Raw genomic sequence first — 23,757 nt, 5'->3', positions numbered from 1 at the left:
TCAAAATTTTCGGGTTTTCAAATCGCATGAAAGGCCACAAAGTTTGAGTCAATGCGGGTTTCAAAACTCAAGTGGTTTTCCGGCTTTTCAAATCAAGTTAATCTTAGGTTTGGTAAATCTAAGGTGTTGAAATTTAAGCTAACAAACTGCTTAAGCGGGATTCGCAATGCGTGGCATTTTTGGCATGCGGTAAGTTTTGTGATTAAGTCGGTGTGCGGTAACTTTTGCAGTGCATTGCTCACCCCTTAGCAGGGCGTTATGTTTATCGGAGAAGTTCATGGTCAATTGGCCTTGTATTCTGAAATTAGATGGTGACGATGAGCTTGTTTATTTGGGTTCTGAAGCTGATTTGAATTGCGAGTGTGTGGATTTGATCGTTGGTCCAAGCGATCGAGTCATTGATTCTGAAGGTTTCGTCTATTCAATAGTTTCAGATGGCTCAGCAGTTAACTTGATTGGAAACTCAATCCAGATTTCAGCAGAGGAAGCGTCTAGATTGATTCAACGTCATGAGTTTTGTTTAGCGGAAGTCTGTTTGACAAAAATTCAGTTTGAAACAGTCGCTGATGCATTTAACTGTTTGAAATCTTAGGCTAAATAAACATAACAAAGCGTTAAAGAGGGACTTGGCACGCGTGGCATTTTCAGTTTGCGTTGGGTTTAGTGGTTACGGCACTGTGCGGTAGCTTTTGTATTGCGTGCCTGCGCCCCTTAACGCGGCGTTATGGCGCAGGGCAAAAATCAGCTAAGGAAGTATATGAGCGAGAAAGTAAAAGTAGCCTTGGACTGGCTGAAAAGTCTTTTGGAATCGGAGAGTATCGAATACCAAATTGTCGGTGGTTTAGCGGCTACAATTCATGGTGGTAGTCGTGAAATTGCAGATATTGATCTCTATATCCATAACTCAGATGCAAATAAAATACTTGCTCACGTTGCCCCGTATATTTCTAAACCGCTTACTCACTACTCGGAATATGGCTGGGATTTAGAGTATTTTCAGCTAGTCTATCAAAATCAAAAAATTGAAATAGGCTTGGCTCTCAATACAAAAATCCAGTCATCGTTGGACGGTTCGTGGCACCAACTGGAAATCGACTTTTCAAAGTCAGTTGCCAAAAGCTATCAAGGCATCGAATTACAGGTTATCCCAGTCCACCAATTGGTAGAGTACAAGCGGATATTGGGTAGGGAAGTAGACCTAATTGACATTCAACAACTAGCTTCAAGTTCAGCGCCATAACAAACAATTTAAGAGGGATTCCCAACGCTTGGCATTTTTGTATCTACTTGAAATTTAGTGTTTACGGTACAATGCGTTAGGTAAGGTGGTAGCGTTGCTCACCCCTTAATTGGGCGTTAGCTTAAAACAATAAAAATCAATTGTTTGCAGCCTGTTTTTTCTTTCTCTGGCCATTCGTTCAGGTTTTTCGGCAAATCAGCATTGTTTGCCAACGCGAGTTTCGAGCAGTTGCCTCAATTGAGTTTTGGGATTGCGCGAGGTTAGCAAATTTAGCGCAAAGTCGCTTTGGAAGTTCTGCTTTCGCTTTGATTCTTCCGAAAATGATTTATCGAAATTTTCCGGGTTTTCAAAACGTATGAAATGCCACAAAGTTTGAGTCATTTCGGGTTTTAAAACGCAGGAGGTTTGCCTGTTTCCTAAATCAGGTTAATCTTGGGCTTAGTAAATCTAAGGTGCTGAAATTTAAGCTAACAAACTGCTTAAGCGGGATTCGCAATGCGTGGCATTTTTAGCATGCGGTGGGTTTTGTGATTAAGGCGGTGTGCGGTAGCTTTTGTAGTGCATTGCTCACCCCTTAGCAGGGCGTTATCTGCCATTCCTTAACAATTGAGGAAAATATGAGCTACGAAAAAAATGTTGTTTTTAGCTTAGATGAAGATTTATTGACAACTTTGATAAACTTATCGATTTCATTAGAAAAAATACAAGATGGCAATCACTATTTTTTCAAATGGGCTATGATTTCAGCGCATAATGCTGTTCAAACTGCTATGTGCTTATGTTTAATGGTAGTAGATTCGAAGTTGGTAAGAAAAAAAGAAACTTATGACAAGGATTATGGTGATTTAGACACGATACAATGGCTTTACAAAAAGCTACTAGATCCTAGGTTTGCTATTTATATCGGTAGTAAAACAATAGATCCAAATGATTTTCCGATTGCAACTATAGAAAGGCTACAGCAGGTTAGAAACACTTTTATTCACCAGCAACCATCACACTACTTCTTTACTAGAATAGAGTTGGTCGAGTTAATTGATTTCTCAACAAAACTTGTTAAGTTTCTTGTTTCAGAAAGTGAACGCATGGCTTTAGGTTCAATAAAAGCTTCAATAGAACAAGAAATAAGCAATGTAGAAAGGCAGATAACAAATTGTTAAAGAGGGACTTGCAACGCGTGGCATTGTTAGTTTGCGTTGAGTTTTGTGTTTAAGGAGCTATGCGGAAATTACGTGTTGCGTTGCTGCGCCCCTTAACAAAGCGTTATGTGATATTTTCAAAAAGGGTATTAGATGTTTAAAAAGATAGCTTTATTTCTTCCAATGATAGGCTTGGTGGGATGCGAGTTACCCAAGCCTGAGTACTTGCCACTAAATGGTGAATCATATTCAGATGTGACGATTGATACAGAAGTTAAGATTGCTGTTAATAAACCCGTGTATTTTCATACTGATGAGTTGTGTAGTTATGATAGTGCAAAGTTAATAGGGTTTGTTTCTAAGTCAGATGGCCCGCTGTATTTTAAAGATGAAGTGGTGAAAACAAGAGTTAAATCAGATTCGAAGGTTTATTTGTCATTACCTTTAGATTATGTTTCTTACTATGATGCAAACAGAGTGACCATACGATATTCTCAGCCTATTTTTTCCTTTATACCAGAGGTAGGTGTTTCATATAAACTAGTAATCAATCCATATGATGTAAACTTATACATCGATGATGGGTTTGGAAACATGTCAAACCGTACGGAAATAGGCGAATTAATTAAAGGGTGTGAAATTACCACTGAAAATCAAGGTGAAGGTGTTAAGGTGTTTTACTTAAAGCCGGCAAGTGGTTGAATTCACATAACAAACAGTTTAAGTGGGATTCAGCACGCGTGGCATTTTTAGCATGCGATTATTTCGGTGTTGACGTGCCATGCGGTTACATTGGTATTGCGTGCTTCACCCCTTAACTGGGCGTTATGTGTTTACTCGGCAAATACGCGAATTCTATGGTTGTCAGGATCAATCGCAACAAATGTTATGCCGTAAATTTGCTCGATTGGATCCAACAGGAACTGAATACCTTTATTACTCCAGTCTTGGAACAAGCAATGCAGAGCATCTCGGTTTTTAATCAAAATTGAAATTTCTGTGCCGCCGCCAGTAATGCTTGAACTCGGATTGCAGTGAGCAAGTTGTTTAAGTTCTAATAGTGGGCCATCTGGCAATTTAAATGAAACAAAAGTAGGTGAAAGCACCTTAGCCTTGCAGGGTAGAATCTTTTCGTAAAACTCTTGGCTTGTTTGAATGCTCTCGACGTAAAGCACGATAGAATCAATAGTAATCATGGTATATCCCTTACGGTTCAATGTGGCGATTACTCTATACTTTTCTCGAGTCAGAAATTGTCAGTAGCGTGTAGAACACACACATAACAAGGCGTTTAAGAGGGATTCATGCCGCGTGGCATTTTTGGTATGCGGTTGGTTTTGGTGGTGAAAGTGGTCTGCGGAAGGTTGGTTTATGCGGCATTCACCCCTTAACGCGGCGTTAGCTTAAAACAATGAAAATCAATTGTTTGCAGCCTGTTTTTTCTTCCCTTGGAAATCCGTTCAGGTTTCTCGGCAAATCGGCATTGTTTACCAACGCGATTTTTGAGCTGTTGCCTCAATTGAGTTTTGGGCTTGCGCGAGGTTAGCCAGTTTGGCGCAAAGTCGCTTTGGAAGTTTTGCTTTCGCTTTGAGTTCTCCGAAGATGAATTCTCAAAAATCTACTGGTTTCAAAGCAAGTGAACGGCCACAAAGTTTGAGTCATTTCGGGTTTTAAAACTTAGGCAGTTTGCCGGCTTCCCAAATCAGGTTAATCTCGGGCTTAGTAAATCTAAGGTGCTGAAATTTAAGCTAACAAACTGCTTAAGCGGGATTCGCAATGCGTGGCATTTTCAGCATGCGGTGAGTTTTGTGATTGAGTTGGCGTGCGGTAGCTTTTGCAGTGCATTGCTCACCCCTTAGCAGGGCGTTAGCTTAAAACAATAAAAATCAATTGTTTGCAGCCTGTTTTTTTCTTCCCTTGGCAGTTCGTTCAGGTTTCTCGGCAAATCAGCATTGTTTGGCAACGTGAATTTTGAGTTGTTGCCTCAATTGGGTTTTGGGGCTGCACGAGGTTAGCCAGTTTGGCGCAAAGTCGCTTTGGTAGTTTTGCTTTCGCTTTGAGTTTTCTGAAAGTGTTTTATCAAAAATTTCGGGTTTTCAAATCGCATGAAACGCCACAAAGTTTGAACCAATACGGGTTTCAAAATTCAGGCAGTTTGTCGGTTTCCCAAATCAGGTTAATCTCAGGTTTGGTAAATTTAAGGTGCTGAAATTTAAGCTAACAAACTGCTTAAGCGGGATTCGCAATGCGTGGCATTTTTAGCATGCGGTGAGTTTTGTGATTAAGGCGGTGCGCGTTAGCTTTTGCAGTGCATTGCTCACCCCTTAGCAGGGCGTTATGTTTAATCACCAAAAATCAGTGGATTATGGTTTTTCTTTGTTCCCTCGGCTGATTGGTTTCGGTTTCGCGTTTGTCGGCAAGTTGGCACTTGTGAGCGCTGTTTACCGGACATCTATTCTTTGACGCTGGAAATTCAGAGAGTTGCCTCAGTCGATTTTCGAGTAGGCGCGAGGTTGGTTCGGCTGGCTCAATCAATATTTTGATCACAGGTTTTGGGGCTTGAATTACCGAAATTCAAAGTCTGTTTTTCAAATCTATGAGTCGTTTCAGTTTTTCAGGTCTTGGCTTTTGTTTGTCAGTCAAAACCGAGTTAATCTTGGTTTTGGTAAAACGTAAGTCATTGAAGCTTAAACATAACAAACGGTTCAAGAGGGACAGCCAACGCGTGGCATTTTCACTATGCGTTGGTTTTGTGGTTACGGTGTTATGCGGAAGCATGGTAATGGCGTTGGCTGCCCCTTAACCGGGCGTTATGAGCACCCCAATAAAATGGTTCAGTAGTAATGTTTTATAAAGAGCGAGAAGCTACAGTTGACGACTATGAGTTTCTCTTTGAATTAAAGAAATTAGCAGAGTTTGATGCAATAAAGTCAGTGTTCGGTTGGGATGAAAGCTTGCAATGGAAGTTGCATTTGGCAGAGTGGAACGAGGCAAAACCAACAATCATAGAAATTGATGGAAAGCGTGCAGGTAGTTATCTCCTTCAAAACAAAGGTGACAGCCTATACTTTGGCCGATTTTTCTTGCTTCCAGAATTTCATGGTAAAGGTATTGGCTCAAGCATCCTAAAACAGTGTATTGCGATAGCTTCAAAAGAAAATAAACGTATAGAACTGTGTTATTTACAAGGTAGTCGAGTTGCTAATTTGTATGGTCGTCATGGTTTTTCAGTTACATCTGAAAACGAAAATTTTGTGTTTATGGAGCGTTTGGCTTCGTGCTCATAACAAGGCGTTTAAGAGGGATTCATGCCGCGTGGCATTTTTGGTTTGCAGTGAGTTTTGGTGGTGAAAGTGGTCTGCGGAAGCTTGGTTTATACGGCATTCACCCCTTAACGCAGCGTTATGCCTAAGGTGAAATTGATGATTAAGCAGCTTGATGCAAATGAAAAATCAGTGGTTGAACTGTCAGAGCGTTGCTTCGACGAACTGCGTCAAGTTTACAGGCCAACCGAGCTCGCAGTTAGCAATAAAAACAATGCTAAAAGTGAGTGGAGTTGTTTTGGTTTCCATGTTGATCAGGTTTTAATTGGAATAGTTGAAGCTAGACAGGTTGGCTCAGAATTACAGCTTAGTTCGTTAGCAGTCGCACCAAGTTTTCGCCAAAAAGGTGTAGCGAGAAAGCTCGTCGATTTCGTTGTTACACAGTTTAAGCGTATTGACTCAGTCTCAGTTTGGTGTGTTGAGCAAACAGGTAATGTCGCTGTATTTAAGGCGCTAGGCTTTGATGTAGTTCAACGTTTTGATTCAGACTTCTTCATACTTTCCGACGGTTCAAAAGCGGTAGAAGTTCAGTTAAAACAAAATGTAGCGGCATAACAAAGCGTTAAAGAGGGACTTGGCACGCGTGGCATTTTTGGTTTGCAGTTTTTTTAGTGGTTAAGGTGTTATGCAGCAACTTTTGTATTGCGTGCCTGCGCCCCTTAACGCGGCGTTAGCTTAAAACATTAAAAATCAGTTGTTTGTGTTTTTTTCTTTCTTCCCTTGGTAATTCGTTCAGGTTTTTCGTCAAATCAGCATTGTTTGCCAGCGTGAATTTCTAGCTGCTGCCTCAATTGAGTTTTGGGAATGCGCGAGGTCGGTCAGTTTGGTGCAAAGTCGCTTTGGAAGTTTTGCTTTCGCTTTGAGTTTTGTGAACATGTGTTATCAAAATTTATGGTTTTCAAAGCAAATGAACAGTCACAAAGTTTGAATAAATTCGGTTTTCAAAACTCAAGTGGTTTGTTGGTTTTCCAAATCAGGTTAATCTTGGGCTTGGTAAATCTTAAAGTGCTGAAATTTAAGCTAACAAACTGCTTAAGTGGGATTCGCAATGCGTGGGATTTTCAGCATGCGGTGAGTTTTGTGATTAAAGCGGCGTGCGGTAGCTTTTGCAGTGCATCGCTCACCCCTTAGCAGGGCGTTATGTTTCAGAGCTCACTAATATAGAAAGGATTCACAAATGGCATATCAGCTAATTGTAATTGATGGTCCATCATGCGTTGGCAAAACGCAGTTAGCGAAAGAATTACAAAAGCAACTATCTCACGAAGTCTGGCTCAATTTCTCAATTGACACCATCGTTTATACCTTGCCTCAGGCGATTCTAGATGGGTGTAATTATGAAAATAAATGGGATACTTTTGACCGCAATGCGTTATTGGCTGGTACATTTTCGTGCGTAAAAAGTTTAGTAGACTGCGGAAATAAAGTGATTTTTGATAACGTTGTATCAACGGATCGTCGAGCGAATGAATTACTAGGCTACTTAAATGATTTCCGTGTTTTCTATGTTGGTTTGACCGCTGACTGGGAGTGTTTAGAGCAACGTGCTAATGAACGTGAAGATCGTACATTGGTTGAAGTAAAACATGGATATGAGACCTCACCAAAGCACCTACCTTACGATATTCTACTAGATATGACACAACGTGATTCGGTGTCAGTTGCTGAAGAAGTTATCAGGGTAATGACCCAAAAGTATAAAGTATCATCGCACCCGAAAAATGAAACATAACAAGGCGTTCAAGTGGGATTCATGCCGCGTGGCATTTTTGGCATGCGGTTAGTTTTGGTGGTGAAGGTGGTCTGCGGAAAGTTGGTTTAGGCGGCATTCACCCCTTAACGCGGCGTTATGAGTTTAGGAGGAAAAATGTATATCTGGAACATCGAAGGTTTAAAAAAAGATATTAAAGTTGGAAGGTTGACTGAAAAAGATAGATTTATATATATGTTCCTAACGTTTATCTTTACTTCGTTGTGTTTTGAAATTGCTCTAAGAACCCCTGTTGGGTCGAGAAATATATGGGATACCATCAATTCTCTATCTTATTTTTTGATCCCAGTATTGGGCACATTCTTGGCTTATAGATCAAATGGGGCTGACAATGGTACTGACTTCCTGGGACGATTTTTTAGTATTAGCTTTGTCGTTACAGTTAGGTTCTGTGCTCTATTAATACCGATGCTTCTTTTTTTGTCAGCTTACTATATGTCGGTTGCTACTAAAAATGATGCACGGGTAAGTTCAGCCGAGGACACTTTACCTTTTATAGCTTGGCTAGGCTTACTTTACTATCAAGTAGTTAAGCATGTTGGCGAGGTAACACACTCATAACAAAGCGTTAAAGTGGGATTTGGCACGCGTGGCATTTTCGGTTTGCGTTGGGTTCAGTGATTAAGTCGCTGTGCGGTAGCTTTTGTAGTGCGTGCCGGCACCCCTTAACGCGGCGTTATGCTTAATCATTTTAAAGCAGTGGTTTATGGTTTTTCTTTGCTCCCTCGGCTGGTTGGTTTCGAGTTTGTCGGCAAGTTGGCTTTATTGGGCGCTGTTTTCCGGACACCTATTCTTTGGCGCTGGAAACTCGGAGAATTGCCTCAGTCAATTTTCGGGCAAACGCGAGGTTAGGGCGGTTGGCTCAATCAGCAATTTGATCTTAGGTTTTTGAGTTTTGACAGCCAAAGTTCAAAGTCTGATTTTCAAAATTATGAGTCATTTCTGTTTTCTATGTTTTGGTTTTTGTTTGTGAATCAAAGCTGAGTTAATCTTGGTTTGGGTAAAACGTAAGCCATTGAAGCTTAAGCATAACAAAGCGTTAAAGAGGGACTTGGCACGCGTGGCATTTTCAGTTTGCGTTGGGTTTAGTGGTTACGGCACTATGCGGTAGCTTTTGTATTGCGTGCCTGCGCCCCTTAACGCGGCGTTAGCTTCTCAAAGGCTGGAATCATCAAAATCCAAACTCAATCGTTCTGAAAAATCAGCTTTTAGCGTTCAAATTGTACAACTTGGCTTTCGAGTCTTTCAGATGCTGACTTGGTAGAAAGTGCTGAATGTTCAGCAGCTTGAAAGTTGCTGAAAGCCATCAAACCTCGATGCTTCAATGTTGTTGGATGCTCCACACGGAAAGTTTGGTTTCACAAAGGCTGCATCATCGCTGAAAGTGAGTTTCCTTTGTCGCGGACTCTTAACCGTGGCCAACTTAGCCTAGATCGTTATAAGTTTTGGCAGCCAACTTCACAGCTTTTGGCGTTGTATGTGTGATGCATTTGCGTACAATATATTTCAAGCAAATTTGTTTAAAAAGTCATTAGCAAACAATGGGCTACGAAGCTAACAAACGCCTCAAGAGGGACTGTCAACGCGTGGCGTTTCCAGTCCCATTGAGCCGCGGTGGTTATGGTTGTTGTGATTGAGTTTGGTGGCATGCGTTGCCAGCCCCTTAGGCGGGCGTTAGCTTAAAACAATAAAAACCAATTGTTTGCAGCCTGTTTTTTCTTCCCTTGGCAGCTCGTTTCGGTTTCTCGGCAAATCAGCATTGTTTGCCAGCGCGAGTTTTGAGTTGCTGCCTCAATTGAGTTTTTGGGCTTAACCGATGTTAGCAAGTTTGGTGCAAAGTCGTTTTGGAAGTGTCGCTTTCGCTTTGAGTTTTGCGAAAACGAGTTTTCAGAATTTACTGGTTTTTAAAGCAAATGAACGGCCACAAAGTTTGAGTCAATTCGGGTTTCAAAACTTAGGCAGTTTGCGGCTTCCGAAATCAGGTTAATCTCGGGCTTAGTAAATCTAAGATGCTGAAATTTAAGCTAACAAACTGTTCAAGCAGATTCGGCATACGTGGCATTTTTGATTTGCGTTGGTTTTAGTGATTACGTAGTGTTGCGGAAGCTTTCGTAGTGCATGCCTCACTACTTAACAGGGCGTTATGCCCCTGTCGTAATTTACTCAATAATTAACAATTTTCGTTAAATTTGGGCTTAATCAAATTGCAAGGTTTCTAACAACGTTATTGTCGAGTTTAAATTGAAATAACTTGGAACTGGCTTCAATGGAACGTTGCGGGAAATGTAAGCAATTCACTCGAACAAAAGAGAATGACAAGGATTTATGCGGAGCTTTGGAACAGGCAACTACAGCAGATAGGCAGGCTTGTCAGTTTTATATACCCAAAAATTTGAGCTTTTTCCAAGGCAAGCAGGATTCAAAATCGTAGCAAACAAAAGGCACGGGCATAACAAACTGTTCAAGCAGATTCGGCATGCGTGGCATTTTTGGTTTGCGTTGGTTTTAGTGATGACGTAGTGTTGCGGAAGCTTTCGTAGTGCATGCCTCACTACTTAACAGGGCGTTATGTTTTAGATGGTCCTATAAACAACGATAGTACTCTATTTATCTATCTGATTTAAAATTGATTTTGTTGATTACTGTGCTATAAATTTGTACTAGTGCTTTAAATGTTATAAACAAGGTGAAATAAATGGGCTTTGAAGAATATACAGCTTTAATTACTCAGATTAACAAACAATTAGAACAGATAGCGTCTTTAACTGCTAACCAAGCTCTGGCTGGCTGTGCTGATGAAAGTAATCCTAATTTTGTTGCGTTAATGAAACGCCATCAAAAACTAATACAAGAAAGTGATAGATTATCGAAAGAGATGATAAGCAAGTTTCAGTAGACGTTTAACCCCAAACATAACAAACGCTTCAAGAGGGACAGCCAACGCGCGGCATGTTTGCTGTGCGTTGGTTTTTGTGATTACGCATGTTATGCGGCAGGTTAGTAGTAGCGTTGTCTGCCCCTTAAGCGGGCGTTATGTTCTAGGGAGAAATTATGATTTACACGACAACGGAAACTATTCCTGGCAAGGAAATAGAAGCAGTTCTGGGTATTGTTAATGGGAATGTGGTCCAGTCTAAACATATAGGTCGCGATATCATGGCTGGCTTAAAAGGTATTGTGGGTGGCGAGCTTAAAGGTTATACCGAGATGTTGATGGAAGCCAGAAACATAGCGGTAGAACGATTAATCGAAGATGCAGTAAAGTTAAATGCCGATGCAATAGTGGGAATTCGTTTTACAACTAGCTCAGTTACTGATGGCGCATCAGAAATCCTAGTGTTTGGTACGGCAGTTAAACTCCGAACATAACAAGCAATTTAAGAGTGATTCGGCACGCGTGGCATTTTTGCTATACATGGGCTTTAGTGATTCAGGTGGTATGCGGAAGCATTGGTATTGCGTGCCTCACACCTTAATTGGGCGTTATGCTTAATCACTAAAAATCGGTGGTTTATGTTTTTTCTTTGTTCCATCGGCTGGTTAGTTTTGAGTTTGTCGGCAAGTTGGCTTCAGTGGGCGCTGTTTTCCGGACACTTGTTCTTTGGCGCTGGAAATTCAGAGCGTTGCCTCAATCAATTTTCGGGCAAGCGCGAGGTTAGGGCGGTTGGCTCAATCAGCAATTTGATCTTAGGTTTTTTGAGTTTTAGCCGCCAAATTTCAAAGTCTGATTTTCAAAAATCATGAGTTATTTCAGCTTTTTAGGTTTTGCTTTTTGTTAGCTAATCCTAGTCGAGTTAATCTTGGTTTTGGTAAAAATGTGGGCGTTGAAGCTTAAGCATAACAAAGCGTTTAAGCGGGATTCGTGCCGCGTGGCATTTTTGGTATGCGGTGATTTTTGTGGTTAAAATGGTCTGCGGAAAGCTAGTTTATGCGGCACTCACCCCTTAACGCGGCGTTATGTGCCCAATTGACTCATTAGAATAAATCACTATGTGAACCAATGCGCGCTAGTTGTAGTTGATCGTTAAAAACTCGATAGATTAACACTAGGTCGGGTTTAATGTGGCAGTCTCGAAATCCAACCCAATTTCCAGTTAACGGATGGTCAACATTCTTGGGTTCAAGCTTTTCGCCGCGTTGCAGCTTAGAAATAACATTGCCGACTTCAATGATGTCTGAAATCGGCATCTTAGTTATCTTTTTGAAATCTTTCTTAAACTGTGTGGAGTATTCGAGTTTATACATGCTTAACTTTGCCTTCAGTAAGCTCATTCAGCATAGCTTCAACGGATTCAGCTTTATGTCCTTTTCCTTCAACGAGCTCTTGAATTGCAGATGCAGTAACCTCATTAGGCTGTGGAACTCGCAGCTCAAAAGGGATTCCACCATGATTAATAACCGCTTTTGCAAATAACTTTATGGCCTGTGATGTACTTAGACCCATCTCATCGCAGACGTTTGTGAACGCAATTTTCGTGTCGTGGTCAATGCGCGTGCTCAGCATTTCTGTTCTCATAAATAGTACCTTTGTGCATACAATGTATTACATAGTTAGACAAAGTATATGTGCACATAACAAACGGTTCAAGAGGGACAGCCAACGCGCGGCATTTTTACTATGCGTTGGTCTTTGTGGTTTACGGTGTTATGCGTTAAGTTGTCAGTGGCGTTGGCTGCCCCTTAACCGGGCGTTAGCCGTCATCAATAAACAAAGTTTGCCTAATGAGTAAAAAGGGTGTAGTTTTTACTCATGATTAAATTTGAATTTGATGAAAACAAAAGCAGAAGTAATCTCGAAAAGCACGGTATTGATTTTCATACAGCTCAAGGGTTGTGGAATGATTCAGATCTTATCGAGATCCCTGCTAACACGAGTGATGAGCCCAGATATTTGGTTGTCGGCTTACTAAACGGTAAGCATTGGTCAGGAGTAATTACCTACCGAGGTACGAATATCAGGATCATCTCAGTTCGGCGTTCACGGAAAGCGGAGGTAAGCCTTTATGAAAGCGCATGAATTTGATGCCAAGTTTGAAAGTGACGACGATGATATCGTAATGGACTTGGATCTATCGCAAGCTAAAAGACCGATGCATAAGCAAAAACGAGTCAATGTAGATTTTCCAGCCTGGATGCTTGAGTCCTTGGACAGAGAAGCGAGTCGTATTGGTGTAACACGTCAATCAATCATTAAAATTTGGCTGGCAGAAAGGTTAGAGAGCGTGTCTCATCATTCAAGTGTGAGATAAACGGCTAACAAAGCATTTAAGAGGGACTCACAACGCGTGGCATTTTTGCCATGCGTTTGTTTTGTGCGCCGAGCATGGCGTTGATCTAGGAGGTGAAAGTCCTCTACGGGCTCAGTCGAGCGAGAACCGTTAGCCTATGCAAGGGTGTTCACCGTGAGGTGAAACCTGAAGGAAGCAAACGGCAAAACTTGGTTGTGACGAACAGAAACCTGATAGTAGGCCTGTACAACTTGGGTAACCTAGCAATAGATAGAATAGCCCAATGCCTCGACGGGAAGTGTGTATAGGTAAATCAGGCATGACCAAGGGAAAGAGCAACGTCTTACCTCGGGAGATCTCATTGCCTGTCTCAGATGAGACTAATACAGCAGTGATGTTGTGTGATGGGCAATGAGAAGTCAGCAGAAGGCATAGTACTTTGAGGAAGTACAACTCAAAGGAAGGCCTGAACTGAATATATCAAGAAGCAGTCACTAGACACTCAATCATGTGGAGTCATAGCAAGATGAAAATCATCTCTACGTCCCAATGGGCAATACCGCAAGTAAAGCTCATGGTCACGAAGAATGACAAGCATGATCGGCGTAGAAAGGAGGACGAGTCTTGGTGACCCCCACTGCGCTGATGGAACAAATCAGCTCCTCAGCGAATTTGAACCATGCCCTTCGACGCGTGAAGAAGAACAAGGGGTGCGCAGGTGTCGACAGACTCGACATCACAGCGACCATTTCTAAACTTCGGCAAGCTTCAAATGGGCAAGCGCTCCGCCAGAGTCTTCTGGACGGAAGCTACCAACCTCAACCTGTTCTGGGTGTAGAAATCCCCAAGCCGAATGGTGGCGTCAGGCAATTAGGTATCCCCACGGTACTGGATAGGATAGTCCAACAGGCGATCACATCAGTACTGTCAGACATCTATGAGCCGAGGTTCTCCAACAGCAGCTACGGGTTCAGGCCGAACCGCAGTGCGCATCATGCGCTTGCGGCAGCAAGCCGCTATATCAGAGAAGGGCGGGGTTATGTAGTGGATATCGATCTAGCCAAATACTTCGACACGGTGAACCATGATAGGCTGATGCGCAGATTATCTAAGGACATTAGTGATAAACGAGTATTAAAGCTCATCAGGTCCTATCTACAGGCAGGCTTAATGCGAGATGGGTTAGTAGAGCGAAGACAACGAGGAACACCACAGGGTGGGCCATTATCTCCGTTACTTTCCAATATCGTATTAGATGAACTGGACAAAGAGTTAGAGCGAAGAGGGCATAAGTTCTGTCGATATGCAGATGACTGCCAAATCTACGTTCGTAGTGAGGAAGCCGCCCATCGAGTCAAAGAGTCGATAACGGAGTTCTTGGAGCAGAAGCTAAAGCTCACGGTAAATCGAGAGAAAAGTGCAGCAACAAGAGTGACGGAGCGAGCCTACCTAAGTCATAGCTTCAAGATAGACGGAACTCTCCTGATATCAAAACCGGCACAAGCTCAAATGAAGCAGCGAGTGCGGAAAATAACGAAGCGAAATCGAGGTCGAGAGTTGTCGGTAATCATCACCGAGTTAACCCAATACCTACGAGGTTGGCAGCACTACTTCAAGCTCGCCCTAGGTCAAAGTGCGATGCAGCGCTTGGACGAATGGATACGGCGTCGGTTGAGATGCTACCGCCTGAAACAGCGCAAACGCAGATACAGCATAGCGACATGGTTACAACGCCAAGGTGTAACAGAGCGAAATGCGTGGAAGCTGGCGATGTCAGATAAAGGGTGGTGGCACTTAGCCCTCTCGCCCCAGTTGAATCACGCCATGCCAATCAAATGGTTCAAGGAGAGGGGATTGTACTCATTGAGAGATGGGTATGAGTCACTAAAGGTATATTCGGAACCGCCGTATGCGACCCACGCTTGTACGGTGGTGTGAGAGGATGGAGGCCGTGAGGCCTCCTCCTACTCGATTGTGATGAATTTGCTATGCATTGAGTGCTTTTGTGCGTTGTTCGCCCCTTAATGCGGCGTTATAGTACATCAGCGATCGTACTTGAAGCCCTAAGGAGTGTTTTATTACAAAGGTTTACTGGACTCTTGAAAGAGTCAAAGAAGAAGCTCAAAAGTATACTAAGCCTAGTGAATTCAAAGCTAAGTCAGGAGGCGCATACTCGGCAGCGCGAAGAAATGGTTGGTTGAGTGAAATTTGTTCTCACATGAGCTATACACCTAAAGGTTATTGGAATTATGAGAATTGTTTGGCAGTTGCCAAACAGTGTAAAACAAGAAGTGAATTTCAATATGGTACGGGTAATAAAAGTGCTTATGGGGCAGCTCAAAAAAACGGTTGGTTATCAGATATGTACCAGCATATTGAAGATACACGCAAGCCCAAAGGCTACTGGAGTGTTGAGCGTGTAAAAGCTAAAGCAACGAAATATTCGAGTAGAGTTGACTTTGAGAACAATGCTCCAACTGCTTATGGTATAGCTCTTAGAGAAAAAATCATGGATGATATATGTACACATATGGAGAGTATTGGCGACAGAGCTAATCGCTGTATTTATGTTATTCATAGTATAGAAAAAAACCAAGCTTATATTGGGTTAACATTTTCTTTCACAAAAAGAATGGTGGAACATAAAAATGGACATAGTCGCTCAACGGCTATGCTAGTCAAATATGCTGATACAGAATATGTGCAATTAACTGATTATGTGCCAGCAAAAGAAGCTGCAAAGCTTGAAGCTCATTTTGTTCAAGTTTATATGGAAAAAGGTTTTGAAGTTCTAAATAGCGACGGTGCTCTTGGAGCGCTTGGTGGTCGAGAGCCGTGGGATTACGAAAGAATACAACTTGAAGCTCGAAAGTATAAAACAAGAATTGACTTTAAACGAGGAGCTTCAAGTGCATATCGTATAGCTTGTAAAAAAGGTTGGATTGATGAAGTAACAAATCATATGCCTAAAAAAGTAATTTGGTCATTTGAAAATGTGAAAAACGAAGCTCTAAAGTATCAAACAAGGAAAGAGTTCGAAAAAGGCAATAACTCTGCTTATGTGGTGGCGTGTCGTAACGGGTGGGCTGATGAAGTTTGCTCCCATATGGTGAGACAGAAGCCGATGTCTACAAAAAGATGGACTAAAGAGTTAATTCTTGATGTGGCTCGGAGGTATGAATCAAAATCATTGTTTAGAAAAGAAAATAAAGGTGCGTACGCATCTGCATGTCGTAACCAGTGGATAAATGAAGTTTATGCCATAATCAATAATAACTTATCTAAAACATGAACTATAACAAACAATTTAAGAGTGATTCAGCACGCTTGGCATTTTGGGTTTGAGTCAAATTTAGTGATTACGGCGTCTAATTTGAGTGTCGTGGTAGCGTGCTTCACACCTTAATTGGGCGTTATGTGCCTAATAGTTTTCATCATCTAAGCTAGTTGTCTTACAAGGAAATCATATGTTTAGAGTAATATATGAGTGGCGAGTGCCTATTGATAAAATGGATGAATTTCAAAAAGTCTGGCGTTCTACAACTGACTCTATTCATCATACAGTCGAAGGTGCTCTTGGCAGTTTTATGCTTAACTCCTTTGAGAAACCAGAAAAGGTACTAACGATTGCTAAGTGGCGCTCTCGACAAGATTGGGAGTTGTTTTGGGAAAATAGTAATCCTGAAAAAATGCAGAAAATGCGTGAAATCGCTGAACGAATTTCGGTTGAGTCATTCGATGAAATAGAAGATCGGACCAAATCATGACCCCGGCACATAACAAAGCGTTAAAGAGGGACTTGGCACGCGTGGCATTTTTGGCTTGCGTTGGGTTTAGTGGTTAAGTTGTCATGCGGTAACTTTTGTATTGCGTGCCTGCGCCCCTTAACGCGGCGTTAGGCATCTGATGGAGAAATGATGAAATACCCAGAAGTATTAGATCCAAGTATGGTAGGCGAGTACTCCGCTCTTTCAAAAGCAGGCGGAGGCTATGTATGGGATGCAGTTTTAGAGTATCGAGTTTGGTTTCACGATGAATCTGGTGATGACTATTATTATGTTTTCGACAATGCCGAGGGTGCATTAGACTTTTGTAGCCAAGAGTCTGGAGCAGAGTCGCCATTGGCTTTAATTCTTCAGAGAGAATACATTGATGAGCCTGAGCAAGGTAAGTACATTCATGTAAAGGAAGAGCGGATAACTGAGTGGCCAATCGAATTTCTGAGACGTCCCAAAAGAACAAAAGAAACGATCCCTGACTTTTTAGCCCCTAATGCGCCCGCTAACAAACTCGATATTATTCGTGGTTTTGCAAGAAAAAATGCCTAACAAGGCGTTTAAGCGGGATTCATGCCGCGTGGCATTTTTGGTATGCGGTGCTTTTGGTGGTGAAAGTGGTCTGCGGAAACTTGGTTTAGGCGGCACTCACCCCTTAACGCAGCGTTAGCTTAAAACAATAAAAAATCAATTGTTTGCTGCTTGTTCTTTCTTCCATTGGCAATTCGCTCAAGTTTATCGGCAAATCAGTATTGTTTGCCAACGCGATTTTTTAGCGGTTGCCTCAATGGCGTTTTGGGATTGAGCGAGGTTAGCCAACTTGGTGCAAAGTTGCTTTGAAAGTTTTGCTTTCGCTGTGAGTTTTCCTAAAGTGAGCTATCAAAATTTACTGATTTTCAAAGAGCACAAAATGCAACAAAGTTTGAGTCAATTCGGGTTTTAAAACTTAGGCAGTTTTCCGGCTTCCCAAATGAGGTTAATCTTGGGTTTGGTTAATCTAAGGTGCTGAAATTTAAGCTAACAAACTGCTTAAGCGGGATTCGCAATGCGTGGCATTTTTAGCATGCGGTGAGTTTTGTGATTAAGTTGGTGTGCGGTAGCTTTTGCAGTGCATTGCTCACCCCTTAGCAGGGCGTTATAACTCAAGGGGAAATTGTGAAACTGAAGAATATCAAAGGTGTGGCTAAGAACTTTACCCTATCATTTTTTAGTGGCGAAAATTACATCGATGGTGGGTTTGTCCGTGATGATATCTTCAAACTAGCTAATCTTAAGGCAGGTGATTTAGTGAGAATTAGTTGGATTCCGACTAAAGATGAAGAGCTGTTTAAGCTAACGCCTAGAGTACGTAAGACGGTTCTCGCTTATCGCAAGTGGCTACCTAAGTTGTGCGAATCTCACAGTTTACCTATCGAATGCTTCGAAGAATTTTATATATCGGCTTATCGTGCTGATAACCATCAGGTGTACGTCGAAGCGGTAGTTGTGGATCTAAATGGAAAAATCTATCAGCTGCCAATTTGGGTTTGAGTTATAACAAACTGTTCAAGCAGATTCGGCATGCGTGGCATTTTTGGTTTGCAGTGGGTTTTGTGATTACGGCGTATTGCAGAAGCTTTTGTATAGCATGCCTCACTACTTAACAGGGCGTTAGCTTAAAGCAATAAAAATCAATGGGTTGTGGTTTTTTCTTTCTTCCCTTGGCAGTTGGTTCAGGCTTCTCGGCAAGTCAGTATTGTTTGTTAACGTGAATTTCAAGCTGTTGCCTCAATTGAGTTTTGGGCTTGCGCGAGGTTAGCAAGTTTGGCGCAAAGTCGCTTTGGAAGTTTTGCTTTCGCTTTGAGTTTTCCGAAAGTGATTTCTCAAAATTTTCGGTTTTTCAAATCGCATGAAAGGTCACAAAGTTTGAGCCAATTCGGGTTTCAAAACTCAAGTAGTTTGCCGGTTTTCCAAATCAGGTTAATCTCGGGCTTAGTAAATCTAAGGTGCTGAAATTTAAGCTAACAAACTGTTCAAGCAGATTCGGCATGCGTGGCATTTTTGGTTTGCAGCGGTTTTAGTGATTACGTAGTGTTGCAGAAGCTTTTGTAGTGCATGCCTCACTACTTAACAGGGCGTTATGTGCTTTTGAGGATAGTTGACATGGAAGTAGTAAAAGCGAGTCTAGATTTAGCTCCGATATTAGCGAGTTACGCGAAAGAATGTTTGGAGTCCGGTATCCCTAAATATTCCGGCGTTGAGCAAGATCCTGAAGCTTATTTATCAAGTTTGGTTGAACGTTCTAAAGCAACTTCTGAATTACCAAACGGTTATTTACCAAGCACAACTTATTATTGCGTATCTGACTCTGAAATCTTAGGCGCTATTCGAGTTCGTAAAGGTACTAATGCCAACGTAGAAAATGTCATTGGGCATGTTGGCTACGAAACTAGACCGTCAGTTCGTGGTAAAGGTGTAGCCTCATTTCTCCTCGCTTGGGTGCGAGACCATGTTGTCACTGACTCAGTTATTGTTACTTGTTCAATTGACAATCCAGCGTCTCAAAAGGTTATCGAAAACTGCGGCGGTGAGTACCTTGGCAACTACACAAGTGAAACCGAGGGCATTGTAAGGCGCTACCGTTTAGCACGCACATAACAAAGCATTCAAGAGTGATTCGCAACGCTTGGCAGTTTCGCTTCACTCAAGTATAGCCAAGCGCCGCTCACACCTTAATGCGGCGTTAGCTTAAAACAATAAAAATCAATTGTTTGCAGCCTGTTTTTTCTTCCCTTGGAAATCCGTTCAGGTTTCTCGGCAAATCGGCATTGTTTACCAACGCGATTTTTGAGCTGTTGCCTCAATTGAGTTTTGGAGGTGCTGAAATTTAAGCTAACAAACTGCTTAAGCGGGATTCGCAATGCGTGGCATTTTCAGCATGCGGTGAGTTTTGTGATTAAGGTGGTTTGCGGTAGCTTTCGTAGTGCATTGCTCACCCCTTAGCAGGGCGTTAGTTTACCAGTGAAGATCATCACCCTAAATCCAATCCTAGGGTGAAATCTTAATTACAGGTGGTTCTGCGGAAGTTGTGATTGACCGAGTACAGCAATAACTAAAATGAAGCCATCTTCTTTTGTAAAGTAAGCGGTATGCTTGCCCACAGGGAAATAAAAACCACTTGGGTATATCTCATCGCAACTGCGACCAACAGCTGGGTTGTCAGCAAGCATTTGAAACCCTGTTAGTAAGGTATCTTTGTAGCTTCGCCATTGCATCTCAGAGAAATTGTTGACGGTATAGTTTTTGATTTTTTGTAAATGGGTCTGTGCTAATTTACTTAGCTTATATTTATTCTTTTGCATAATGGGTTATAAGGCGTTTAAAAAGTCTTCACCATCAACCACATTGCCTTGTGCCAAGTCTTGCTTAGCTGACTCGAAACAATGTCTCAGGTAATCAGTTTTCATTGCCTCCAGCTCTTCATAGTCCTTAATCGACATAACAACTACGGCATCTTTGCTATTTTTGCTAATTTTCACTGGCTCACGTTGAGCGCTCAGAAGTAACTCACCAAAGTTACGTTTGGCATCATTTGCTGTTAATGTGTGCATGATTACTCTCCAAATCTGGAATCACAGTAAGATTATAGTTATTCGCATGAAATGGTCAATATGATTAAATCGTGCGATTTGTGCGAAAGGTAAACTAACAAACAATTTAAGAGGGATTCCCAACGCTTGGCGTTTTTGCTTCTACTTCAATTTTTGTGTTGATGGCACAATGCCTTAGGTTGGGTGGTAGCGTTGTTCACCCCTTAATTGGGCGTTAGCTTAAAACAATGAAAATCAATTGTTTGCAGCCTTTTTTTTCTTCCTCAGGCCATTCGTTCAGGTTTCTCGGCAAATCAGCATTGTTTGCCAACGCGAGTTTTGAGCAGTTGCCTCAATTGAGTTTTGGGATTGCGCGAGGTGAGCCATTTTGCCGTAAAGTCGCTTTGGAAGTGTCGCTTTCGCTTTGAATTTTGCGAAAACGAGTTTTCAAAATTTACTGATTTTCAAAGCAAATGAACGGCCACAAAGTTTGAGTCATTTCGGGTTTTAAAACTCAGGTGGTTTGTCGTTTTTCCAAACTAGGTTAATCTCGGATTTGGTCAACCTAAGGTGCTGAAATTTAAGCTAACAAACTGCTTAAGTGGGATTCGCAATGCGTGGCATTTTTAGCATGCGGTGAGTTTTGTGATTAAAGCATTGTGCGGTAGCTTTTGCAGTGCATTGCTCACCCCTTAGCAGGGCGTTAGCTTAAAACAATAAAAATCAATTGTTTGCAGCCTGTTTTTTCTTCCCTTGGCAGTTCGTTCAGGTTATTTCGGCAAATCAGCATTGTTTGGTAACGTGACTTTTGAGTTGTTGCCTCAATTGGGTTTTGGGGCTGCACGAGGTTAGCCAGTTTGGCGCAAAGTCGCTTTGGAAGTTTTGCATTCGCTTTGAGTTTTCTGAAAGTGAGTTATCAAAGTTTTCGGGTTTTCAAATCGCATGAAAGGCCACAGAGTTTGAGCCAATTCGGGTTTTAAAACTCAAGCGGTTTGTTGGTTTCCCAAATCGGGTTAATCTCAGCTTTGGCAAATCTAAGGTGCTGAAATTTAAGCTAACAAACTGCTTAAGCGGGATTCGCAATGCGTGGCATTTTCAGCATGCGGTGAGTTTTGTGATTAAGTTGGTATGCGGTAGCTTTAGTAATGCATTGCTCACCCCTTAGCAGGGCGTTAGGCATCAAGGAGGATGAATGAATCGTCGAGAGAACAAATGTCTCATAGCATCTTCAGCGTGTTGCTTTTTGGCAGCATTAGCTCATTTGGGATGTATTGTGTTTGGAGCTGACTGGTATCGAATGTTCGGGGCTGGAGAAGCGATGGCACAAATGGCGGATCAAGGACTTTGGTACCCTACATTGGTCACGCTTACAATTGCAGCAGTTTTGTGTATCTGGGGCACTTTTGCGTTGGCGGGGGCGGGCGTAATAAAGAAACTTCCATTTACACGTTCCATTTTAGTAGTGACAACAGGTGTTTTTCTCCTGAGAGCATTTTCATTTCCGGCACTAATGCCAAGCTTTCCAGATAATTCCTTAACTTTTTGGCTGGTAAGTTCAGGTATCTGTTTGTTAATAGGTAGCTTGTTTGCAGTGGGTACGAAACAAGAGTGGTCTAGGCTCACTCAGGCAAATGCCTAACAAACTGTTTAAGAGTGATTCGCAACGCGTGGCATTTTTACTATGCGTTGGTTTTAGTGTTTAAGGTGGTATGCGGCGGCATCGGTATTGCGTTGCTCACACCTTAACAGGGCGTTAGCTTAAAACAATAAAAATCAATTGTTTGCGGCCTGTTTTTTCTTCCTCTGGCCATTCGTTCAGGTTTCTCGGCAAATCAGCATTGTTTACCAACGCGAGTTTTGAGCAGTTGCCTCAATTGAGTTTTGGGATTGCGCGAGGTGAGCCATTTTGCCGTAAAGTCGCTTTGGAAGTGTCGCTTTCGCTTTGAATTTTGCGAAAACGAGCTTTCAAAATTTATTGATTTTCAGAGCAAATGAACAGTCACAAAGTTTGAGTCATTTCGGGTTTTAAAGTTCAGGTGATTTGTTGGTTTTCCAAATCGGTGTAATCTCAGGCTTGGTAAATCTAAGGTGCTGAAATTTAAGCTAACAAACTGCTTAAGCGGGATTCGCAATGCGTGGCATTTTTAGCATGCAGTGAGTTTTGTGGTTAAGTTGGTGTGCGGTAACTTTTGCAGTGCATTGCTCACCCCTTAGCAGGGCGTTATGTTTAATCACCAAAAATCAGTTGGTTGCATCTTTTCTTTGCTCCCTTGGCTTGTGAGTTTTGTGTTTGTCGGCAAGTTGGCTTCAGTGGGCGCTGTTTTCTGGACACTTATTCTTTGGCGCTAGAAGTTCAGAGAGTTGCCTCAATCAATTTTCAGGCAAGCGCGAGGTTAGGGCGGTTGGCTCAATCAGAAATCTGTTTTAAGTTTCTTGTCAAAGCTTGAAATGTTAAAAGCCCAAGTCTGCTTTTCAAAAGTTATGAGTCAATTCAGTTTTTTAGGTTTTGCCTTTTGTTTGTGAGTCAATGCTGGGTTAATCTTGGTTTTGGTAAAACGTAACTCATTGAAGCTTAAACATAACAAACGGTTCAAGAGGGACAGCCAACGCGCGGCATTTTTATCATGCGTTGGTTTTTGTGGTTACAGTGTTATGCGGAAGCTTGGTAATGGCGTTGGCTGCCCCTTAACCGGGCGTTAGCTTCTTAAAGCGAAAATCATGAAAATCTGGGTTTAATTGCTTTGAAAAATCAGCTTTTAGCATTCAAATTTCACAACTTAGCTTTCGAGTTTTTCTGATGCTGATTTGGTAGAAAGTGTTGAGAGTTCAGTGGTTTCAAAGTCGCTGAAAATCATCAAACCTCGAAGCTTCAATGTTGTTGGATGTTCCACACAGAAAGTTTGGTTTCATAAAAGGCTGCATCATCGCTGTGATCTGGTTTTCTTTGTCGCGGACTCTTAACCGTGGCCAACTTAACCTTGATCGTTTTGAGTTTTGGCAGCCAACTTCACAGCTTTTGGCGTTGGACGTGTGTTTGTGTGATGCTTCTGCGTAAAATAGCTTTCAAGCAAATGTGTTTAAAAATCATTGTTAAACAATAGGCTACGAAGCTAACAAATGCCTCAAGAGGGACTGTCAACGCGCGGCGTTTCCAGTCCTATTGAGCCGCGGTGGTTGCAGTTGTTGTGTTTGAGTTTAGTGGTAATGCGTTGTCAGCCCCTTAGGCGGGCGTTAAGTTTTTAGGGAGCTTATGGTGTACGATTACGAAAAAGACGTTAAGCAAGCATGTTCGCTACTAAATGAGCTAGAAGGTGCTTTAGTAATATCGATACTTGTTAATGTAGTAGAGCCTGAATTCAATGTTGTTTATCTAAACACAGACAAAGGTGTTTATGCTCTTCATGGAGAAGTCGGTGGTGAGTATTTGGGAGTCAGACGGCTAAATGAACTTCCAGACATGACTGAACAGGAAGGCTATATTATTTGTAAATACCCGCCATTTTCAATGTTTGAAGGACGTACGATCTCACAAGCTCGGCAAGTAGGCTCTGCATGGAACGGGCATGGTTTTGAGTTCACTTTTGACGGTGTTTTTTCGAAATCCATGCTCGTTCAGTCGATCTATTGTGGTACTAAACCAGATGAACTCGCAGACTGCTTAAGACTTGGAGTTGGTCATTATGAAAACACATGGTCAAAAACTTAACAATC

At 41.9% G+C, this 23,757-nt stretch carries 26 protein-coding genes and 1 pseudogene; 22 read left to right on the top strand and 5 right to left on the bottom strand.

The genetic code is table 11. From position 1 onward, the window contains the following. Positions 1-277: 277 nt before the first annotated feature. The 4 genes from EWA64_RS01730 to EWA64_RS01715 all read left to right on the top strand — a co-directional run bounded on the left by EWA64_RS01730 (position 278) and on the right by EWA64_RS01715 (position 3,081). A complete protein-coding gene (locus EWA64_RS01730; RefSeq protein WP_061896162.1) occupies positions 278-592 on the top strand; it encodes a DUF4144 domain-containing protein in 315 nt (104 codons plus the stop codon). A 165-nt stretch (positions 593-757) separates the two neighbouring features. Then, the gene (locus EWA64_RS01725) at positions 758-1,240 is read left to right on the top strand and encodes a putative signal transducing protein (RefSeq protein ID WP_045569238.1); all 483 of its coding nucleotides are present in this window, start codon (positions 758-760) and stop codon (positions 1,238-1,240) included. A 617-nt stretch (positions 1,241-1,857) separates the two neighbouring features. Next, complete coding sequence (locus EWA64_RS01720) at positions 1,858-2,400, top strand: hypothetical protein (RefSeq protein WP_061894907.1); 543 nt, start codon at positions 1,858-1,860, stop codon at positions 2,398-2,400. A gap of 132 nt (positions 2,401-2,532) precedes the next feature. Beyond that, positions 2,533-3,081, top strand: a complete 549-nt coding sequence (locus EWA64_RS01715; protein WP_061893436.1) for a hypothetical protein — start codon at positions 2,533-2,535, stop codon at positions 3,079-3,081. Between the two features lie 131 nt (positions 3,082-3,212). Here EWA64_RS01715 and EWA64_RS01705 read toward each other — a convergent pair whose 3' ends face one another. Next, the gene (locus tag EWA64_RS01705; protein WP_061893659.1) at positions 3,213-3,575 is read right to left on the bottom strand and encodes a VOC family protein; all 363 of its coding nucleotides are present in this window, start codon (positions 3,573-3,575) and stop codon (positions 3,213-3,215) included. A 1,647-nt stretch (positions 3,576-5,222) separates the two neighbouring features. On the opposite strand from EWA64_RS01705, the gene EWA64_RS01695 reads away from it, so the two are divergent. The 7 genes and pseudogenes from EWA64_RS01695 (at position 5,223) to EWA64_RS01655 (ending at position 10,842) form a co-directional block, all read left to right on the top strand. After that, positions 5,223-5,666, top strand: coding sequence for a GNAT family N-acetyltransferase (locus EWA64_RS01695; RefSeq protein ID WP_061894911.1), 444 nt, complete (start codon positions 5,223-5,225; stop codon positions 5,664-5,666). 135 nt (positions 5,667-5,801) lie between these two features. Then, positions 5,802-6,257, top strand: a complete 456-nt coding sequence (locus EWA64_RS01685) for a GNAT family N-acetyltransferase (RefSeq protein WP_170320345.1) — start codon at positions 5,802-5,804, stop codon at positions 6,255-6,257. A gap of 622 nt (positions 6,258-6,879) precedes the next feature. Then, positions 6,880-7,434 carry a phosphotransferase-like protein gene (locus tag EWA64_RS01680; RefSeq protein WP_045597926.1) on the top strand — a complete coding sequence of 185 codons (555 nt, stop codon included), beginning with the start codon at positions 6,880-6,882 and terminating at the stop codon, positions 7,432-7,434. 135 nt (positions 7,435-7,569) lie between these two features. After that, a complete protein-coding gene (locus EWA64_RS01670) occupies positions 7,570-8,034 on the top strand; it encodes a hypothetical protein (RefSeq protein WP_061893793.1) in 465 nt (154 codons plus the stop codon). 766 nt (positions 8,035-8,800) lie between these two features. After that, positions 8,801-8,958 (top strand): annotated as a pseudogene (locus tag EWA64_RS01665) (DUF645 family protein). A gap of 1,210 nt (positions 8,959-10,168) precedes the next feature. After that, on the top strand, positions 10,169-10,369 hold the full coding sequence (locus tag EWA64_RS01660; protein ID WP_061893038.1) for a hypothetical protein: 201 nt from the start codon (positions 10,169-10,171) through the stop codon (positions 10,367-10,369). A 155-nt stretch (positions 10,370-10,524) separates the two neighbouring features. Continuing rightward, positions 10,525-10,842: a heavy metal-binding domain-containing protein gene (locus tag EWA64_RS01655; RefSeq protein WP_000640723.1), complete on the top strand. Its 318-nt coding sequence runs from the start codon at positions 10,525-10,527 to the stop codon at positions 10,840-10,842. 606 nt (positions 10,843-11,448) lie between these two features. Here the strand turns inward: EWA64_RS01655 and EWA64_RS01645 are convergent. Together EWA64_RS01645 and EWA64_RS01640 are read right to left on the bottom strand one after the other, a co-directional pair. Next, entirely contained in the window at positions 11,449-11,718 is a 270-nt protein-coding gene (locus EWA64_RS01645) for a type II toxin-antitoxin system YafQ family toxin (protein WP_000277238.1), read from the bottom strand. Further along, positions 11,711-11,989, bottom strand: a complete 279-nt coding sequence (locus EWA64_RS01640; protein ID WP_001258569.1) for a type II toxin-antitoxin system RelB/DinJ family antitoxin — start codon at positions 11,987-11,989, stop codon at positions 11,711-11,713. Before EWA64_RS01640 ends, EWA64_RS01645 begins: the two co-directional genes overlap by 8 nt. Before the next feature lie 234 nt (positions 11,990-12,223). Between EWA64_RS01640 and EWA64_RS01635 the strand changes: the two genes are divergently transcribed. From EWA64_RS01635 to EWA64_RS01595, 8 genes are all read left to right on the top strand, one after another. After that, on the top strand, positions 12,224-12,490 hold the full coding sequence (locus EWA64_RS01635; protein WP_000589156.1) for a BrnT family toxin: 267 nt from the start codon (positions 12,224-12,226) through the stop codon (positions 12,488-12,490). After that, positions 12,477-12,722, top strand: coding sequence for a type II toxin-antitoxin system BrnA family antitoxin (gene brnA, locus EWA64_RS01630; RefSeq protein ID WP_000643598.1), 246 nt, complete (start codon positions 12,477-12,479; stop codon positions 12,720-12,722). The genes EWA64_RS01635 and brnA overlap by 14 nt, the downstream gene beginning before the upstream one ends. Before the next feature lie 624 nt (positions 12,723-13,346). Beyond that, positions 13,347-14,639, top strand: coding sequence for a group II intron reverse transcriptase/maturase (gene ltrA, locus EWA64_RS01625; RefSeq protein WP_061893079.1), 1,293 nt, complete (start codon positions 13,347-13,349; stop codon positions 14,637-14,639). Between the two features lie 280 nt (positions 14,640-14,919). Then, positions 14,920-15,993, top strand: a complete 1,074-nt coding sequence (locus EWA64_RS01620; protein ID WP_061893035.1) for a GIY-YIG nuclease family protein — start codon at positions 14,920-14,922, stop codon at positions 15,991-15,993. 175 nt (positions 15,994-16,168) lie between these two features. After that, positions 16,169-16,468 carry an antibiotic biosynthesis monooxygenase family protein gene (locus tag EWA64_RS01615; RefSeq protein ID WP_061893034.1) on the top strand — a complete coding sequence of 100 codons (300 nt, stop codon included), beginning with the start codon at positions 16,169-16,171 and terminating at the stop codon, positions 16,466-16,468. Positions 16,469-16,618: 150 nt separating this feature from the next. Continuing rightward, positions 16,619-17,029 carry a hypothetical protein gene (locus tag EWA64_RS01610; RefSeq protein WP_198044051.1) on the top strand — a complete coding sequence of 137 codons (411 nt, stop codon included), beginning with the start codon at positions 16,619-16,621 and terminating at the stop codon, positions 17,027-17,029. A gap of 603 nt (positions 17,030-17,632) precedes the next feature. Beyond that, on the top strand, positions 17,633-18,007 hold the full coding sequence (locus EWA64_RS01600; protein WP_061895855.1) for a hypothetical protein: 375 nt from the start codon (positions 17,633-17,635) through the stop codon (positions 18,005-18,007). A gap of 612 nt (positions 18,008-18,619) precedes the next feature. Continuing rightward, entirely contained in the window at positions 18,620-19,114 is a 495-nt protein-coding gene (locus EWA64_RS01595) for a GNAT family N-acetyltransferase (protein WP_031778197.1), read from the top strand. Positions 19,115-19,521: 407 nt separating this feature from the next. On the opposite strand, the gene EWA64_RS01590 is transcribed toward EWA64_RS01595, so the two are convergent. Then, positions 19,522-19,818 carry a type II toxin-antitoxin system RelE/ParE family toxin gene (locus EWA64_RS01590; protein ID WP_061895854.1) on the bottom strand — a complete coding sequence of 99 codons (297 nt, stop codon included), beginning with the start codon at positions 19,816-19,818 and terminating at the stop codon, positions 19,522-19,524. 6 nt (positions 19,819-19,824) lie between these two features. Then, positions 19,825-20,067 carry a type II toxin-antitoxin system Phd/YefM family antitoxin gene (locus EWA64_RS01585; protein WP_000557295.1) on the bottom strand — a complete coding sequence of 81 codons (243 nt, stop codon included), beginning with the start codon at positions 20,065-20,067 and terminating at the stop codon, positions 19,825-19,827. A 1,171-nt stretch (positions 20,068-21,238) separates the two neighbouring features. Here EWA64_RS01585 and EWA64_RS01580 point away from each other — a divergent pair. The 3 genes from EWA64_RS01580 to EWA64_RS01565 all read left to right on the top strand — a co-directional run bounded on the left by EWA64_RS01580 (position 21,239) and on the right by EWA64_RS01565 (position 23,752). After that, positions 21,239-21,685 (top strand): hypothetical protein, encoded by a 447-nt coding sequence (locus EWA64_RS01580; protein ID WP_061893175.1) that lies wholly within the window; start codon positions 21,239-21,241, stop codon positions 21,683-21,685. Positions 21,686-22,918: 1,233 nt separating this feature from the next. Beyond that, on the top strand, positions 22,919-23,101 hold the full coding sequence (locus EWA64_RS01570) for a DUF645 family protein (protein WP_061893655.1): 183 nt from the start codon (positions 22,919-22,921) through the stop codon (positions 23,099-23,101). 198 nt (positions 23,102-23,299) lie between these two features. After that, on the top strand, positions 23,300-23,752 hold the full coding sequence (locus EWA64_RS01565) for a hypothetical protein (RefSeq protein WP_139045639.1): 453 nt from the start codon (positions 23,300-23,302) through the stop codon (positions 23,750-23,752). Positions 23,753-23,757 lie beyond the last annotated feature (5 nt).

The organism is Vibrio cidicii (assembly GCF_009665415.1).
Lineage (GTDB): Bacteria > Pseudomonadota > Gammaproteobacteria > Enterobacterales > Vibrionaceae > Vibrio > Vibrio cidicii.
Note: the sequence above shows the minus strand (reverse complement) of the source record. Positions and strands in the feature narration are given on the sequence as shown.

Excerpts from the sequence above, each read along its gene's own strand:
- EWA64_RS01715 (WP_061893436.1), top strand. The coding sequence starts at position 2,533 with ATGTTTAAAAAGATAGCTTTATTTCTTCCAATGATAGGCTTGGTGGGA.
- EWA64_RS01645 (WP_000277238.1), bottom strand. The coding sequence starts at position 11,718 with ATGTATAAACTCGAATACTCCACACAGTTTAAGAAAGATTTCAAAAAG.
- EWA64_RS01585 (WP_000557295.1), bottom strand. The coding sequence starts at position 20,067 with ATGCACACATTAACAGCAAATGATGCCAAACGTAACTTTGGTGAGTTA.
- EWA64_RS01660 (WP_061893038.1), top strand. The coding sequence starts at position 10,169 with ATGGGCTTTGAAGAATATACAGCTTTAATTACTCAGATTAACAAACAA.
- EWA64_RS01680 (WP_045597926.1), top strand. The coding sequence starts at position 6,880 with ATGGCATATCAGCTAATTGTAATTGATGGTCCATCATGCGTTGGCAAA.
- EWA64_RS01725 (WP_045569238.1), top strand. The coding sequence starts at position 758 with ATGAGCGAGAAAGTAAAAGTAGCCTTGGACTGGCTGAAAAGTCTTTTG.
- brnA (WP_000643598.1), top strand. The coding sequence starts at position 12,477 with ATGAAAGCGCATGAATTTGATGCCAAGTTTGAAAGTGACGACGATGAT.
- ltrA (WP_061893079.1), top strand. The coding sequence starts at position 13,347 with ATGGAACAAATCAGCTCCTCAGCGAATTTGAACCATGCCCTTCGACGC.
- EWA64_RS01570 (WP_061893655.1), top strand. The coding sequence starts at position 22,919 with ATGTTGTTGGATGTTCCACACAGAAAGTTTGGTTTCATAAAAGGCTGC.
- EWA64_RS01615 (WP_061893034.1), top strand. The coding sequence starts at position 16,169 with ATGTTTAGAGTAATATATGAGTGGCGAGTGCCTATTGATAAAATGGAT.
- EWA64_RS01695 (WP_061894911.1), top strand. The coding sequence starts at position 5,223 with ATGTTTTATAAAGAGCGAGAAGCTACAGTTGACGACTATGAGTTTCTC.
- EWA64_RS01635 (WP_000589156.1), top strand. The coding sequence starts at position 12,224 with ATGATTAAATTTGAATTTGATGAAAACAAAAGCAGAAGTAATCTCGAA.
- EWA64_RS01620 (WP_061893035.1), top strand. The coding sequence starts at position 14,920 with ATGAGCTATACACCTAAAGGTTATTGGAATTATGAGAATTGTTTGGCA.
- EWA64_RS01655 (WP_000640723.1), top strand. The coding sequence starts at position 10,525 with ATGATTTACACGACAACGGAAACTATTCCTGGCAAGGAAATAGAAGCA.
- EWA64_RS01685 (WP_170320345.1), top strand. The coding sequence starts at position 5,802 with ATGATTAAGCAGCTTGATGCAAATGAAAAATCAGTGGTTGAACTGTCA.
- EWA64_RS01640 (WP_001258569.1), bottom strand. The coding sequence starts at position 11,989 with ATGAGAACAGAAATGCTGAGCACGCGCATTGACCACGACACGAAAATT.
- EWA64_RS01730 (WP_061896162.1), top strand. The coding sequence starts at position 278 with ATGGTCAATTGGCCTTGTATTCTGAAATTAGATGGTGACGATGAGCTT.
- EWA64_RS01705 (WP_061893659.1), bottom strand. The coding sequence starts at position 3,575 with ATGATTACTATTGATTCTATCGTGCTTTACGTCGAGAGCATTCAAACA.
- EWA64_RS01610 (WP_198044051.1), top strand. The coding sequence starts at position 16,619 with ATGAAATACCCAGAAGTATTAGATCCAAGTATGGTAGGCGAGTACTCC.
- EWA64_RS01720 (WP_061894907.1), top strand. The coding sequence starts at position 1,858 with ATGAGCTACGAAAAAAATGTTGTTTTTAGCTTAGATGAAGATTTATTG.
- EWA64_RS01670 (WP_061893793.1), top strand. The coding sequence starts at position 7,570 with ATGTATATCTGGAACATCGAAGGTTTAAAAAAAGATATTAAAGTTGGA.
- EWA64_RS01580 (WP_061893175.1), top strand. The coding sequence starts at position 21,239 with ATGAATCGTCGAGAGAACAAATGTCTCATAGCATCTTCAGCGTGTTGC.
- EWA64_RS01590 (WP_061895854.1), bottom strand. The coding sequence starts at position 19,818 with ATGCAAAAGAATAAATATAAGCTAAGTAAATTAGCACAGACCCATTTA.
- EWA64_RS01595 (WP_031778197.1), top strand. The coding sequence starts at position 18,620 with ATGGAAGTAGTAAAAGCGAGTCTAGATTTAGCTCCGATATTAGCGAGT.